Below are 13,692 nucleotides of genomic sequence, written 5' to 3' on the forward strand. Positions count from 1 at the left end.
TATTACGACTTACCTCAATAATAAGTACTATTATGCGTCATCATCATTCATCTGTGATTGGATGTAGCGCTCTACACCAATACTTTCAATCAAGTCCTGCTGCGTCTCTAACCAATCTTCATACTCTTCATTACCATCTTTTAGCGTGACTAATAGCTGGCGAGAGACATAGTCAGACTTTGTCTCACATAAAGTGACGGCATCAGTAATAATATCGAATTTTTGTCTTTCAAGACGTAGGTTGCACTCAATGATTTCTGGTACATCTTCGCCAACCAATACCTTGCCCAGTTCCTGCAAGTTTGGCAAACCGCCTAACAGTAAAATACGAGCGATTAGGTCGTCTGACCATTTCATCTCAGCGATAGATTGCTTATATAATGAGTCATTAAGCGCCTCTAGACCCCAATGGCGTGCAATACGTGCATGCAAAAAATACTGGTTAATGGCAATCAGTGACTGTCCAAGTACTTTATTCAACGCGCGAATAACTTCTTTATCCCCTGTCATTACCTTTCTCCCTTAATCTCTATTATTTATGCTAAATACTGTGAATGCTATTCATACGTAGGATGATATCAGACAATATTAGGAGTGACTTCAGCCATTTGGCTTTGTAGGTAATTCGGTAGACCAATCATGTCGATGAGACGGAGCTGCTGCTCAAGCCAATGCGCATGATCTTCTTCGGTGTCTTTCAATTGCTCAACCAGCATCTCACGCGTGACATAGTCATGCTCTGCTTCGCAAAGTGCGATACCTTCTTTTAGATGCTTTTGTACTTGGTACTCTAAATCTAGGTCAAACTGCAACATTTCAGGGACAGTCGTACCGATATGGATAGCGTCGACCGACATCTTTGGCGTGCCACTCAACATCAAGATACGACGAATAATATTCTGTGCGTGTAGCGTTTCGTCTTCCATTTCATGATGGATACGGTCGTATAACTTGCCATAGTGCCACTCAGCGTACATCTCTGAATGGATAAAATATTGGTCACGAGCGGCAAGCTCACCACCTAGTAAGAAATTCAAATAATCAATGACTTTTTGGCTACCTATCATAACGCGTACTCCCCTATTTATTTTTACCGATCACTATACATCCACAATTTATTATATAAGGATAGCATAATTGGCAAACTGATCAGTAAAATCAAAATCAATAAAATGGCTTCTAATCTCAGGTAAATATAGTAGCATACAGGCGCAGTATAGGGTGTAACGTTATGAACTAAGAATAAGATGCTAATTGAGAATCATAATTAGCTACAACTGGCATGAAATTATTTAATATAGTTCATGTTGGTGTATGACTGAGGTTATACGGACGCTTGCACCCTGCTCCTTATGTATAATAAATAGAGCTAGATGCAAAATACTGAATATAATTTATCATGTTAGGTCTTATTGCACTAGATAATGAGAATGTGTGATTAACAGTGTTTAAACGGCGTACGCTAGATTATCGAGTTTTGCATGGTGTTCATCTAGGTAGTCATTGACCATCGGCTCGCAGCAGCCACAGCACGTTGCTACATCGAGCGTATCTTTTAGTCCGTCGAGCGTATCAACACCTGCAGCAATAGCTGCTTTGATTTGCTTTTCTTTTACGTTGTTGCAGATACATACGTACATGGATTGGCTCCTCGGAATACCACTATTCGATAATGACGGCATACGACACTTGCATAAAAACTTTTGTGATAAGTGTCATTGATAAACGGATAATTTACTGTTTTCTAGCAATTAAAAATTAGTCGTTGAAATCACGTTTATTGCTTGCAGTATAATAACGATAATTATTATCATTTTCAATCACATTCGATATATTTATTCGTCGAGACAGTATCCTTGTATTACAAGCAGTTCATTTATGTAAGTGGATATAAGTGTGCGTGTAACCGAATATTGTCAAAGGTAGTGAATTGACGATGAACTGTAAATTTGCTTATTTTTTAATCGATTTTGTAGATAACTGCTGTTATATTGAACCCCTATTAACGAAGCCCATTGGAATTCTCCTATGTCTGATAATAACTTTACGATACGACCTATCGATTTATTCAAAGTCCTATCTGATCCGACACGTCTAAAAATATTTCAAATTCTTTTTAAGAAAGAAGCACGTTGCGTGGGTGATTTGGTAGATATGCTTGACCAGCCACAACCAACGATATCACGCCACCTAAACCATTTGAAAAAACTGGGTATTTTGAGCTGTGTGCGTGATGGTACTTGGATGTGGTATGAAGTCGCTGATGATTTACCAGATTGGTGTCAAGATATCTTAGACATCACCTACGAGCAAATCACTCCTAGAGGAACTAGTAGAGATGTATCGGATCTTGCTTAGATACTATTGTCCGCTTAGATTTTTAGCTCTTTGACTGTGCTTTATAAAAAGCGTTTAAGACAATAAATCTGCGGCAATGCTCCAGACCAAAAAAGACCTACTTTCGTAGGTCTTTTTTTTGCTCAAATATTGATATTTAAACCTCTCTAGGTCAAATACTTATACAAGATCTAAGAAGTCACTAATAAAGGCATTGGCTGGCTGGTGTATCAGCTCCTCTGACGTGCCTACCTGCTCTACTCGGCCCTGATTCATCACGACGATCTCATCTGATACCGCACGCGCTTCTTCTTGATCATGCGTTACCATGATACTGGTGATACCAAGCTCGTGGTGGATGTTCTTTAGCCATGTGCGCAGCTCTTTACGGACTTTAGCATCTAGTGCACCAAACGGCTCATCTAGCAGCAGTAGCTTTGGTTTGACAGCAAGTGCACGTGCTAGTGCTATGCGCTGGCGCTGACCACCTGATAGCTGATGCGGATAAGCATTGGCAACCTGGGGTAGCTGTACGAGGTCTAAGAGCTCTGCTACGCGCTTATTGATATCAGCTTTACTCGGACGCTCGTTTTTTGGCAACAAGGTCAATCCAAACGCCACATTGTCCGCGATGTTCTTATGACGAAACAGTGCATAATGCTGAAACATAAAGCCAATATGGCGCTTTTGGACTGGAGTATTGGTCACATCCAGCTCATCGAACAATACCTGTCCAGAGTCGGCATACTCTAGACCCGCGATAATACGTAGCAAAGTGGTCTTACCGCAGCCTGACGGACCTAGTAACGTCGTTAGTTTGCCAGTCGGCACCGTGATATTGATATTGTCTAAAGCGGTAAAATTGCCGAATTTTTTATTAACGTTGCGAATCTCAATGCTCATAATCGTATCTCTTATTATATCTTTTGTCGTATCGTGGCAAGTAGCTGAGTAGCGACTGCATCCGTAGTATTAACATCATCTATCAGATAATGGCAGTTATACCTTACCAGTACTGTCCGCACTCGTCGATTCAGTGACGGCAGTGGCGTTAGCACTCACTGGCAGTTCAGGTGCACTGGCGAGCCGCTCAGACTTGGCAAATTTACGCTCTTGTATCTTGGTCATGACTTGCTGAATCAGTAGCGTCACTAAGGCTAATGCAGCCAATATGCTTGATAAGGCAAATGCAGCGGTAAAGTTATAATCGTTATAGGCAATCTCAACCAATAGCGGCATGGTATTGGTCTCGCCGCGAATGTGGCCAGATACCACGCTGACGGCACCAAACTCACCCATCGCTCGTGCGTTAGTCAAAATCAAACCGTATAGCAGCGCCCATTTGATGTTAGGCAGTGTCACATGCCAAAAAGTCTGCCAACCAGTCGCACCTAAGGTTAACGCTGCTTGCTCTTCAGAGTCGCCTTGAGTCTGCATCAATGGGATCAGCTCACGCGCAACAAACGGAAAGGTCACAAATAGCGTCGCCAAAATGATACCAGGCACCGCATAGATCACTTGGAAACCCATACTCTCAAGCCAGCCACCGATAGTAGAGTTCAGTCCAAACAGCAGAACAAACATTAAACCTGCAACCACTGGTGATACCGAAAATGGTAGGTCAAGCAAAGTAGTGACCAGCTGCTTACCTTTAAACTGATATCGCGTGACAAGCCATGCAATCGCGATGCCCATTACCATATTAATCGGTAAGACAATGCCTGCTGTTATGAGCGTAAGCTTGATGGCTTGCAAAGCTTCAGGGTCTACTAATGAAGCAATATATAACTGCCAACCATTTTTAAAGGCTTCATAAAACACTGCCAGTAATGGAATGACCAACATGACAATCATGAATAACACTGCAATGGCAATAAAGGTACGGCGTATCCATGGGGTATCTTTGGTCGCAGCGTTGCTTTGGTAGTCGTAGCTATTAGATATTTGCATATTAACGAGCTCCTACACGGCGCGACAGTTTCCACTGCATGATATTAATGGTGAGCAAGATGACAAATGATATGAGTAGCATAAATAATGCAACCGCAGAAGCACCTTGAATATCAAACTGCTCAAGCTTACTGATAATAATGAGCGGTAAAATCTCAGACTGCATCGGAATATTGCCCGCGATAAAGATAACCGAGCCATACTCGCCAGTGGCACGAGCAAACATCATACCTGCACCCATCAGCAAGGCTGGCAATAGCTCTGGCAAAATCACTTTACGAAAAGTTGTCAAACGATTGGCGCCCAATACCGCAGCAGCCTCTTCAAATTCAACTGATAGCTCAGCGAGTACTGGCTGCACCGCACGGACAATAAAGGGGAAACTGACCACAACCAGTGCTAGCCAAATACCTATTGGCGTAAAGGCAACCTGAATATCGAACTTGGCAAACCATTGACCAATCAAGCCATTAGGCGCATATAAAGTGGCAAGCGAGATACCTGTAACGGCTGTTGGTAGTGCAAATGGCAAATCAACCAAGGCATTAATCAGTGACTTACCCCAAAACTCATAGCGCACAAGTACCCATGCCACCAACGTACCAAATACCATATTGGTCAGCATCGCCAAAAACGACATCCATAAGCTCAGCTTGATAGCGGCAGTGACTTGTGGCTGGGTAATGGTTTCCCAAAAGCCCGTCCAACCCATCTGCGTCGTGGTATAGGCCATCATGGCAAACGGTAGTACCACCAATAACGATAAGCTAAAGACAGTAATACCCATGCTCAGACCGAACCCGGGTAGCACATTGCGCTGACGCAAACGGGTCAGCCAACCTTTTTTATTGCCGGGCTTACTGGCAGAAGAAGATGTTGCACTCATAGTGATGTCCTATTGCCTAACTGATGGTACTTAGCGAGGGTGCTCACTGTAAGACCATTATTACCATTGTTATCAAAATTATTATTGGTCGGCTTATGATATAAAGGACATAGTGCGTACGACCATGTCCTTTATGGGGTGCTTCATGACTGACTGTACGATTAACTGAGCTAATCAGTTTCAGTGTTTAGCGCAGTAGCTAATCTAAGTACTTAGCTCGCGATTACTGAGGCGCGTTAATTGCTAATTGGTCAAATACACCGCCATCACTGAAGTAAGTGCTCATGATCTCATCCCATGTACCAAAGGCATCGTTCGGGCGGAAAGTCTCAACTGGCGGTAATTTGTCACCGTTTTTGTCAAGCACGCTCTTAACGCTAGGACGTAGATATAGATTGGCCGCTAGCTGCTGAGCAGGCTCACTCCATAAGTAATCAAGGTACGCTTTGGCAGCGTCTGTAGTGCCTTTTTTATCTGTTACCGTCTTCACAACTGCTACAGGGCTTTCTGATTTAATTGAGTATTTTGGATAAACGATGTCTACTTGACCTGCGCCAAAATCAGTCGCTGCAAGGTTGGCTTCGTTTTCAAAAGTAACCAACACATCACCAATACCGCGCTGTACGAAAGTCGTTGTCGCGGCACGTCCGCCGTTTTCATAGACTTTGACATTTTTTAGCATGTCTTTTACGTAGCCTTTAGCTTTTGTTTCATCTTTATTAAAAGCATGTAGACCATAACCGTATGCACCTAAGAACGCATAACGACCGTTACCCGTCACTTTTGGATTGGCCATGACAATCTCAACACCGTCTTTGGTCAAGTCTTCCCAGTCTTTAATATTTTTTGGATTGTCTTTACGTACCAAAAATACGATCGTACTGGTAAACGGAACCGCGTTGTCTGGGAATTTGCTTTCCCAATCTGACTCAACCAAGCCTTTTTTCTCAAGCAGCTCAATATCAGAACCTTGGTTCATGGTAGCAACATCGGCTTGTAGACCATTGGCCACAGACAGTGCTTGCTTACTTGAGCCGCCATGTGACTGTTTGATTAGGATATTGCTGTCTGGGTTTTCAGCTTTGTAGTGCTCAACAAACAATGGGTTATAGTCTTTATAGAAGTCACGTGCCACATCGTATGAGACATTAAGTAGCTCGATATTTTGCCCTTCTGTCGTCGCTGAACCATCAGCTGCGGCCTCAGTAGTCTCACTGTTGCTACAGCCAGCTAAACCAAGGGTCAAAGCAACGCCAGCAATACTCAAGGCACTAAGAGTTTTACTTTTCTGTTGATAACGAGCTACGTCTGTCATAAATACCTCAAAGATGTCTGTTATGTAATGCAAGTATGCTAACAGCGCCATCTTATTATGTTTAATGATGAATATGCGTATGTTATTGCCAAAAGGGAATAACCAGTAAACAAAGCCAGATATATCAATAAGTTGTTAAAATAATCTATATGTATAACTGACTGTTTGTTTATTGATGGTTTTAATACTGGCATGTGCCCTATCTATCTTGTCCGCGTTTTATTGAAAGCAGCTAAGATAGATAGTTATATAAACTAAGAATTAACGACTACTTCGTGGTTGCCAGCTGATCAAAACGGCCGCCATCTACAAAGAAAGCATCCATAATCTCTGCCCATGAGCCAAACACAGCCACAGGTTCAAACGTCTCAATATCAGGCAAGGTATCTTTATGAGCAGCTAGGATTTGCTCATCACTTGGACGCATGTACATTTTTGCCATGAGCTCTTGGGCAGGTTTGTCCCATAAGCCTTTTAGATAAGTACCAGCCGCTTCCGTCTTACCAGATTTCTCAGTTACTGCCGTTACGACTGCTACTGGGTTGGCAATCGTAATCGAATAGCTCGGGTATACGATATCAACGTTACCCTTTGCAAATTGTTGGGCAGTTAAATGTGCTTCGTTTTCGGTCGTGATCAGCACATCACCTAGGCCACGCTGAGTAAAGCTGGTCGTTGCAGCGCGTGCGCCATTGTCATAAGTAACCACGTTGGCCAGCAGTTTTTTGATAAAGTCATTGGTTTTTACAGGGTTTTCATTACTGCTTTCTTTGAATTGGTGCAAGCCATAACCATAGGCACCCAAAAAGGCATAACGCGCCGTGCCACTGGTCTTCGGGTTTGGGATGACCACATCGATGTCATTACGGGCCAAATCTGACCAGTCTTTGATATTTTTTGGATTACCAGCGCGAACCAGTAGCACCATGGTGCTGGTGTACGGCACGGCATTATTTGGTAGTGCTTGCTGCCAGTCAGCAGCGACCAAACCTTTTTCCACCAACAGATTCATATCGCTCTCTTGGTTAAAGGTCACTACATCCGCTTGCAAACCGTTGGCAACAGAAAGCGCTTGCTTACTAGAGCCGCCATGTGACTGATTGATATTTACTTTGCTATTTGGATGAGATTTCTGATAGTCGGTACTGAATAAAGTGTTGTAGTCTTTGTAAAAGTCGCGAGACACATCATAGGAGACGTTGAGTAGATTAATATCCTGTGTCCCACCACTGGCACTATTTGCCGCGTCATCTTGCGTTGCTTCTGTTGGACTGCAGCCTGTCATTATCATCGCTGCTGCGAGCATGCCGCTGGTGGCAAGTACACGCGCTTTTACAGGCTTATCATTAGTTGATTGAATGCTAGCAATGCTGATTTGTTGGAATTTTTTTTGCATGATGCTCTCGATAAAAGTATTAGAAGCGTTTTGTCAAAATCTTGACCATCATCACAGGACCTACAATTTTTTGAGTTCGGTTGTCGGGATGATGCAAGCTATGCTAGCAGCATAAATAGCAAACGCTTAGTGACGAATTAGCTTATCGACTAGTGAAGTTGGCATAAGTGATAGGAGCAATCGTTTTGCATTATTAAGAATAAAATGAGTTGAGTAGTTGCTGGCAGGTTTATTAAGTAGACTATGATTTGGGTAGGCTGTACCATTATTTGTACGTCATAAAGTTTGCTGTATTAATGATACTTTCATTATCCCGATACTATGCGAACCTTACTTTTCTACTTGACCAAAGGCCCTTATATGAATACTTCATACCGTCAATTTCATTCTATTGTAGGGCTGATAATAATGACCTCTACCCTAGCGGCTTTAACAGGCTGTAATAACGTGTCGCCCACTGTGAACAGCGCTAACCACATCACGGTCAAATCAGTTGCCAGTACAACATCTGCTTTGCCAGCTATTCAAAGTAATGATTTGGGTGACAATGTCTCAGCAGACAGATTTTCAACAGATAAGGTTTCAACAGACAAAGTTTCAGCAGATTACGCTACTGCCGACTACGACAAACGAGCACAAGGCTATGATTGGGTTGGCGTGATGGTACGAGCAGAGAGTGATCGACAGATTGACATTAAAGTTCGCTCACGCAGCGATATCAAAAAACCTACTTGTCACTTCGATGGTAAGGCGACATTAATGGGCCAAGATACTGCTCATGGTATGATTTTTCAGTCAAAGGTAAATGATAGCACTACCTTTTTTCAATTTAAGGACGATACCCTCATCATCGACAGCCCAGACAAATATGCACTGAACTATTTTTGCTCAGGTGGTGGCTCGCTTGCTGGAGAATATAAAAAGCTGGCAGAAGATTTAGAGATTTAATAGTCATCACTAGCATGTGTTAGGACGTGCTTTTCATTTCAAAAGTAGTGATAAAAATAAAAAGGTGCCAGACAATAAGTCTGACACCTTTTTTACGACTGGCTTAATACAAGTTTTTTATACTGATGATCAGTCTTTATACCGCAGATGCACCCGTTAGTTTCACCTCAGCACGCTCTTCTTTTGCGATGCCAGCATAGTAGTCACGCAAAATCTGTAGTACTTCTGGACGGCTAAAGTTATCTGGTACATCTTCGTCTTCTGATAGTGCTTTACGCAGCTTAGTACCTGACACTTTAACGTGCTCAGAGGCGTCATGCGGGCAAGTTTTGTCTGATGCCATCGCATTACAAGCATTACACCAGAACGTCCAGCCAATTTTGAGCGGTTGGGTGATAAGGTCGTCTTTACCAACATGTTCAAAAATCGTTTGCGCATCAAACGCACCGTAGTAATCGCCGACACCCGCATGGTCACGACCGACAATCAGATGGCTACAGCCATAGTTTTGACGGAATAGCGCATGTAATAATGCCTCACGTGGGCCAGCATAGCGCATATCCAACGGATAGCCTGCTTGTATAACGGTATCTTGTCTAAAGTAGTTATCAATTAGCGTTTTGATGGCTTCTTGACGAACTTCTGCTGGAATGTCGCCAGGTTTCAATGCGCCTAATAATGAATGAATCAATACACCATCACAGATCTCAATCGCAATCTTGGCCAAATACTCATGTGAACGGTGCATTGGGTTGCGCGTTTGGAATGCCGCTACTGTTTTCCAGCCTTTAGCATCCAAAATTGCGCGTGTTTCTGCTGGCGTTTTGTAGATTTCTGGATACAACGTTGGGAACTCGCCTTCACTCAATACTTCGACACTACCGGCAATATTGACGGCTTCTTGGTTCAATACTTGCTGTACGCCTGGGTGCTCTGAATCCGTGGTCGTAAATACTTGCTGACACTCGTGCTCTTTGTCGATGGTATAAGTTTCTTCTACTGTCAAGATACCCATGACTTCGCCATCTTGAGCGACCAAGGCTACTTTGTCACCTTGACTCAAACTATCTGCAGTCTCTTTTGGCGCAGACAAAGTGATAGGAATTGGCCAAAACAAGCCTGCGTTTTCACCGCTTTGCAAGCGCATGTTGTCTACCACGCCCTGCCAGTCCGCTTGATTCATAAAGCCATTTAACGGAGTGAACCCACCAATACCGAACATGATTAAATCACCGCGCTCACGTGAGCTTAGAGTGATGGTCGGCAATGTGCTGGCAAGCTCTAATGCTTGATCGCGTGCTGCACCATTTAGTAATAGTGGCTTAAGCTCTGCACTACCATGTGGAGGAACCAGCTTTGATTTGAATTGGGATTGGGTTTGGCTTTGAGTTTGAGACATATAGTTATTAAAACCTCTTATAAAAAGAATGGTTGGAAGAGATGAGCAAAAATGCAAAAACGATTAAATGTACAAAACTGAGAAGAAAGCCGTCGATAGATAATAAATAGCGTGCTAACGATTGGGCATTAAATTTGATATGCATAGGCTACCTAACTTTCGTTATGAAAATTTATGCTGTGTTTGGATATGGATATGTCTGAAAGGAATTTATGTTTCTGGGTACAAGCTTATATGATGTATAGCTGAATTATTTACATTGCGAACGGCAATAAAACCTATTACACACGCAAATCATTTTCGTCGCTGATTTTAAGATTAAAAACAAAACTGAGATTACGTCATGTATCAATATAATTACGCTGACCAGACTTTGGTAGAGGAACGAGTTGCCCAATTTCGCGACCAAACCGAGCGGTTTTTGGCAGGTGAGCTGCCAGAAGATCAGTTTTTGCCACTGCGGTTGCAAAACGGCTTGTACATCCAGCGTTATGCGCCGATGTTGCGTATCGCGATTCCTTACGGTTTGCTTGCCAGCTACCAGTTGCGCAAACTGGCCGAAATTACTCGCAAGTATGATAAAGGCTATGGACATTTCACGACGCGTACCAATATTCAGCTGAACTGGCCAAAGCTAGAAGATGTGCCAGATATTTTGGCTGAATTAGCCTCAGTACAGATGCATGCCATCCAAACCTCAGGCAACTGTATTCGTAATACCACTACCGATCCATATGCTGGTATCCATAAAGAAGAAATCGCTGATCCACGTCCTTACTGTGAGATTATCCGTCAGTGGTCAACCTTCCACCCTGAGTTTGCTTTTTTGCCGCGTAAATTTAAGATTGCTGTGATCGGTACCAATGATGACCGCGCGGCAACCCAAGTACATGATGTCGGTCTACACGTAAAAACCAATGATGAAGGTGAGATCGGTTTTGAAGTACTGGTTGGTGGCGGTCTTGGACGTATTCCTGTCCTTGGTAAAGTCATCAATAAATTCTTGCCACGTCAGCATCTGCTGAGTTATTTAGACGCTATCTTGCGTGTCTACAACTTGCACGGTCGCCGTGACAAAGGCAGCAAATACAAATCACGTATCAAAATTTTGGTCGAAAGCATGGGTGGTCCAGCGTTTGCTAAATTGGTCAATGCCGAGTGGGAAGCTCACACCAAAGATGGCCCACTTACTTTGACTGATGAGAACTTTGCAACGGCAACTGGCTTCTTTAGTGAGCCTGACTATGTATCGTTTGACGCACTACAAGTACAGTCTGAGCTACAACAGCAACTGAGCGCTGATAAAGATTTTGCCAACTGGTACAACCAAAACACCGTAGCACACAAAATAGCTGGCTATCGTGCTGTGGTTATTTCTCTCAAAGCAGGTTTGGTCGATGGCAAATATGTGCCATCTGGTGATGTCAGTGAGTCACAGATGGACGCCTTGGCTGATCTTTCTGACAAATACAGCTTTGGTGAGCTGCGTGGTACTTATCAGCAGAATCTAGTATTTGCTGATGTGCAGACCAATAAGCTTTATGAGTTATGGCAGCAGCTATCAGAGTTGCATTTAGCACGCGCAAACATCAACACCCTAACAGATATGATTGTCTGCCCAGGTTGGGATTACTGCTCGCTTGCCAATGCGACGACGCACAATATCGCTGAACAAATCGAAAAACAGTTCGATGACCTAGACTATCTATATGACTTGGGTGAGATTCGCCTGAATATGTCTGGCTGTATCAATGCTTGTGCGCACCATCATACAGGCGATATTGGTATCTTGGGTGTCGATAAAAAAGGCGAACATTGGTATCAGATTAGCCTTGGCGGCAATTCTAGCGACGACGCCAAACTTGGCAAAATCTTAGGCAAATCTGTGCCTGCTCTTGATGTTGCCAGCACCATACAGCAGATCGTTGATGTCTATGTGGACTTACGTGCCAGCACTGATAACGATGTAGAAAGCTTTGGTCAATTGGTTGAGCGCGTTGGTATTGATCCATTTAAGGAGAAGGTCTATGGCTAATCACTATATTTTGGACAGTCATGGCGTCGATATCGGCAGTCAAGATACATGGCATGTACTTACTACTGATGCACTGCCAGAGAGCATTGTATCGACTAACATTACGTTGCTTGAGCTACTACAAAAACAAGAAAAGCCTGACGTGATCGTGCCACTTGTTGATCTGTTAGATACTACGGGCGCACAGGCTGGCGGTCTGATTAAAGAAGTCTATGAGCTGATCGTACAGCACAGTAGCCGACTTGGATTGTGGGTTACTGCCGATACTGACGCTGATGCACTAGAAGGGCTTAGTGAGTTCTTATCAACGCACGCACTTATCGTGATTGATGTGCCGAAGTTCGCTGATGGTCGTCACTTTAGCTTTGCACGTACGCTGCGCCAAATCGGTTATACAGGCGAGATTCGAGTGGCTGGCGCGTTTGGCCGCGATCAAATTGCTTATATGCTACGTGTGGGCGTTGATAGCTTTGTATTGAGCGAGCATGACCTAGAAGCCGATTCTAAGTTTGGTATTGAGCAAGCCTTTACTGCCCTTGCTAGTAGCTATGACGGTCGAAGCGCTTCAGATTTACCGATGTTTGCACAACCGTCAGAGCCTTCAGTCGCATAGTTTTAGCACTGACTATTAATTTTATAGTAATACCCAATATTTTTAATCAACACTTTTATATTAACAACAATTAAGGAACGTATTATGAGCCAATTACACCCAAATCTAGATCTTGACCAAGCCAACCAAGACCTGCAAGGTAAGTCACCTGAGCAAATCGTTGAGTGGGCACTGACTCAAGCAAAAAATCCAATCATCACGACCAACTTCCGTCCGTATGAATCAGCGATTTTGCATTTGGTTGCCAAACAGCGTCCTGATATCACAGTATTATGGGTAGACTCAGGTTACAACACTGATGCTACTTATCAGTTTGCCAACAAGCTTATCCATGACTTGAACCTAAATGTCGTTACTTATATTCCTAAGCAAACGGCTGCACACCGTGACGCGACGATGAATGGTATCCCAGGTATCGATAACCCACAGCATGACGAGTTCACTGAGCAAGTAAAACTTGAGCCATTCCGCCGTGCGTTAGATGAGCTAAAGCCAGATGTGTGGTTTAATGCTATTCGTAAAGACCAAACTGAGTTCCGCCAAGGTCTTGATGTACTTAGCTTGTCAAAAGACGGCGTATTGAAAGTAGCGCCATTGTTTGAAAAAACAGATGCGGATCTAGACGTGTACTTAGATGAGCACAACTTGCCAAATGAGCATGACTACTTTGATCCAACTAAGGTAGAAGAAAGCCGTGAGTGTGGTCTGCATACTCAGCTGTAGTAAGGTGCTGACTGTAGCGATTGTTTATTGAACAATGGCTATAGCTATAAAAAAATCCCGCTTGGCTCTTAATAGAGTCGTTAAGCGGGA

Annotated in this window: 14 protein-coding genes; 5 read left to right on the forward strand and 9 right to left on the reverse strand. The window is 43.3% G+C overall.

Features of this window, described 5'->3' with window-relative positions; all coding sequences use genetic code 11:
* Window positions 1-30: 30 nt before the first annotated feature.
* From bfr (ACQKCP_RS03670) to ACQKCP_RS03680, 3 genes are all read right to left on the reverse strand, one after another.
* On the reverse strand, window positions 31-510 hold the full coding sequence (bfr, locus tag ACQKCP_RS03670; protein WP_101205899.1) for a bacterioferritin: 480 nt from the start codon (window positions 508-510) through the stop codon (window positions 31-33).
* 68 nt (window positions 511-578) lie between these two features.
* On the reverse strand, window positions 579-1,067 hold the full coding sequence (bfr, locus tag ACQKCP_RS03675; protein WP_427611339.1) for a bacterioferritin: 489 nt from the start codon (window positions 1,065-1,067) through the stop codon (window positions 579-581).
* Between the two features lie 381 nt (window positions 1,068-1,448).
* Window positions 1,449-1,640, reverse strand: a complete 192-nt coding sequence (locus ACQKCP_RS03680; RefSeq protein WP_101205900.1) for a (2Fe-2S)-binding protein — start codon at window positions 1,638-1,640, stop codon at window positions 1,449-1,451.
* A gap of 388 nt (window positions 1,641-2,028) precedes the next feature.
* On the opposite strand from ACQKCP_RS03680, the gene ACQKCP_RS03685 reads away from it, so the two are divergent.
* Window positions 2,029-2,358: an ArsR/SmtB family transcription factor gene (locus tag ACQKCP_RS03685; protein ID WP_057760261.1), complete on the forward strand. Its 330-nt coding sequence runs from the start codon at window positions 2,029-2,031 to the stop codon at window positions 2,356-2,358.
* A 159-nt stretch (window positions 2,359-2,517) separates the two neighbouring features.
* On the opposite strand, the gene ACQKCP_RS03690 is transcribed toward ACQKCP_RS03685, so the two are convergent.
* The 5 genes from ACQKCP_RS03690 to ACQKCP_RS03710 form a co-directional block, all read right to left on the reverse strand.
* Window positions 2,518-3,240, reverse strand: a complete 723-nt coding sequence (locus ACQKCP_RS03690; protein ID WP_082624600.1) for a sulfate/molybdate ABC transporter ATP-binding protein — start codon at window positions 3,238-3,240, stop codon at window positions 2,518-2,520.
* Window positions 3,241-3,336: 96 nt separating this feature from the next.
* Window positions 3,337-4,287: a sulfate ABC transporter permease subunit CysW gene (gene cysW / locus ACQKCP_RS03695; protein ID WP_165598066.1), complete on the reverse strand. Its 951-nt coding sequence runs from the start codon at window positions 4,285-4,287 to the stop codon at window positions 3,337-3,339.
* A 1-nt stretch (window position 4,288) separates the two neighbouring features.
* Window positions 4,289-5,173, reverse strand: a complete 885-nt coding sequence (gene cysT / locus ACQKCP_RS03700; protein WP_057760265.1) for a sulfate ABC transporter permease subunit CysT — start codon at window positions 5,171-5,173, stop codon at window positions 4,289-4,291.
* Between the two features lie 223 nt (window positions 5,174-5,396).
* Window positions 5,397-6,488: a sulfate ABC transporter substrate-binding protein gene (locus ACQKCP_RS03705; RefSeq protein WP_102093604.1), complete on the reverse strand. Its 1,092-nt coding sequence runs from the start codon at window positions 6,486-6,488 to the stop codon at window positions 5,397-5,399.
* Window positions 6,489-6,756: 268 nt separating this feature from the next.
* Entirely contained in the window at window positions 6,757-7,884 is a 1,128-nt protein-coding gene (locus tag ACQKCP_RS03710) for a sulfate ABC transporter substrate-binding protein (RefSeq protein WP_427611340.1), read from the reverse strand.
* A 360-nt stretch (window positions 7,885-8,244) separates the two neighbouring features.
* Between ACQKCP_RS03710 and ACQKCP_RS03715 the strand changes: the two genes are divergently transcribed.
* Complete coding sequence (locus ACQKCP_RS03715; RefSeq protein ID WP_427611341.1) at window positions 8,245-8,832, forward strand: hypothetical protein; 588 nt, start codon at window positions 8,245-8,247, stop codon at window positions 8,830-8,832.
* A gap of 136 nt (window positions 8,833-8,968) precedes the next feature.
* On the opposite strand, the gene sat is transcribed toward ACQKCP_RS03715, so the two are convergent.
* A complete protein-coding gene (gene sat / locus ACQKCP_RS03720; RefSeq protein ID WP_261869508.1) occupies window positions 8,969-10,231 on the reverse strand; it encodes a sulfate adenylyltransferase in 1,263 nt (420 codons plus the stop codon).
* A 343-nt stretch (window positions 10,232-10,574) separates the two neighbouring features.
* Here sat and ACQKCP_RS03725 point away from each other — a divergent pair, with 343 nt between their 5' ends.
* From ACQKCP_RS03725 to ACQKCP_RS03735, 3 genes are all read left to right on the forward strand, one after another.
* Window positions 10,575-12,266, forward strand: a complete 1,692-nt coding sequence (locus ACQKCP_RS03725; RefSeq protein WP_427611342.1) for a nitrite/sulfite reductase — start codon at window positions 10,575-10,577, stop codon at window positions 12,264-12,266.
* Window positions 12,259-12,879: a DUF934 domain-containing protein gene (locus ACQKCP_RS03730; RefSeq protein ID WP_427611343.1), complete on the forward strand. Its 621-nt coding sequence runs from the start codon at window positions 12,259-12,261 to the stop codon at window positions 12,877-12,879. Before ACQKCP_RS03725 ends, ACQKCP_RS03730 begins: the two co-directional genes overlap by 8 nt.
* An 84-nt stretch (window positions 12,880-12,963) precedes the next feature.
* Entirely contained in the window at window positions 12,964-13,602 is a 639-nt protein-coding gene (locus ACQKCP_RS03735) for a phosphoadenosine phosphosulfate reductase family protein (RefSeq protein WP_191113625.1), read from the forward strand.
* Window positions 13,603-13,692: the final 90 nt, after the last annotated feature.

The organism is Psychrobacter sp. NPDC078631 (assembly GCF_050268165.1).
Classification (GTDB): domain Bacteria; phylum Pseudomonadota; class Gammaproteobacteria; order Pseudomonadales; family Moraxellaceae; genus Psychrobacter.

Excerpts from the sequence above, each read along its gene's own strand:
- bfr (WP_101205899.1), bottom strand. The coding sequence starts at position 510 with ATGACAGGGGATAAAGAAGTTATTCGCGCGTTGAATAAAGTACTTGGA.
- bfr (WP_427611339.1), bottom strand. The coding sequence starts at position 1,067 with ATGATAGGTAGCCAAAAAGTCATTGATTATTTGAATTTCTTACTAGGT.
- ACQKCP_RS03680 (WP_101205900.1), bottom strand. The coding sequence starts at position 1,640 with ATGTACGTATGTATCTGCAACAACGTAAAAGAAAAGCAAATCAAAGCA.
- ACQKCP_RS03685 (WP_057760261.1), top strand. The coding sequence starts at position 2,029 with ATGTCTGATAATAACTTTACGATACGACCTATCGATTTATTCAAAGTC.
- ACQKCP_RS03690 (WP_082624600.1), bottom strand. The coding sequence starts at position 3,240 with ATGAGCATTGAGATTCGCAACGTTAATAAAAAATTCGGCAATTTTACC.
- cysW (WP_165598066.1), bottom strand. The coding sequence starts at position 4,287 with ATGCAAATATCTAATAGCTACGACTACCAAAGCAACGCTGCGACCAAA.
- cysT (WP_057760265.1), bottom strand. The coding sequence starts at position 5,173 with ATGAGTGCAACATCTTCTTCTGCCAGTAAGCCCGGCAATAAAAAAGGT.
- ACQKCP_RS03705 (WP_102093604.1), bottom strand. The coding sequence starts at position 6,488 with ATGACAGACGTAGCTCGTTATCAACAGAAAAGTAAAACTCTTAGTGCC.
- ACQKCP_RS03710 (WP_427611340.1), bottom strand. The coding sequence starts at position 7,884 with ATGCAAAAAAAATTCCAACAAATCAGCATTGCTAGCATTCAATCAACT.
- ACQKCP_RS03715 (WP_427611341.1), top strand. The coding sequence starts at position 8,245 with ATGAATACTTCATACCGTCAATTTCATTCTATTGTAGGGCTGATAATA.
- sat (WP_261869508.1), bottom strand. The coding sequence starts at position 10,231 with ATGTCTCAAACTCAAAGCCAAACCCAATCCCAATTCAAATCAAAGCTG.
- ACQKCP_RS03725 (WP_427611342.1), top strand. The coding sequence starts at position 10,575 with ATGTATCAATATAATTACGCTGACCAGACTTTGGTAGAGGAACGAGTT.
- ACQKCP_RS03730 (WP_427611343.1), top strand. The coding sequence starts at position 12,259 with ATGGCTAATCACTATATTTTGGACAGTCATGGCGTCGATATCGGCAGT.
- ACQKCP_RS03735 (WP_191113625.1), top strand. The coding sequence starts at position 12,964 with ATGAGCCAATTACACCCAAATCTAGATCTTGACCAAGCCAACCAAGAC.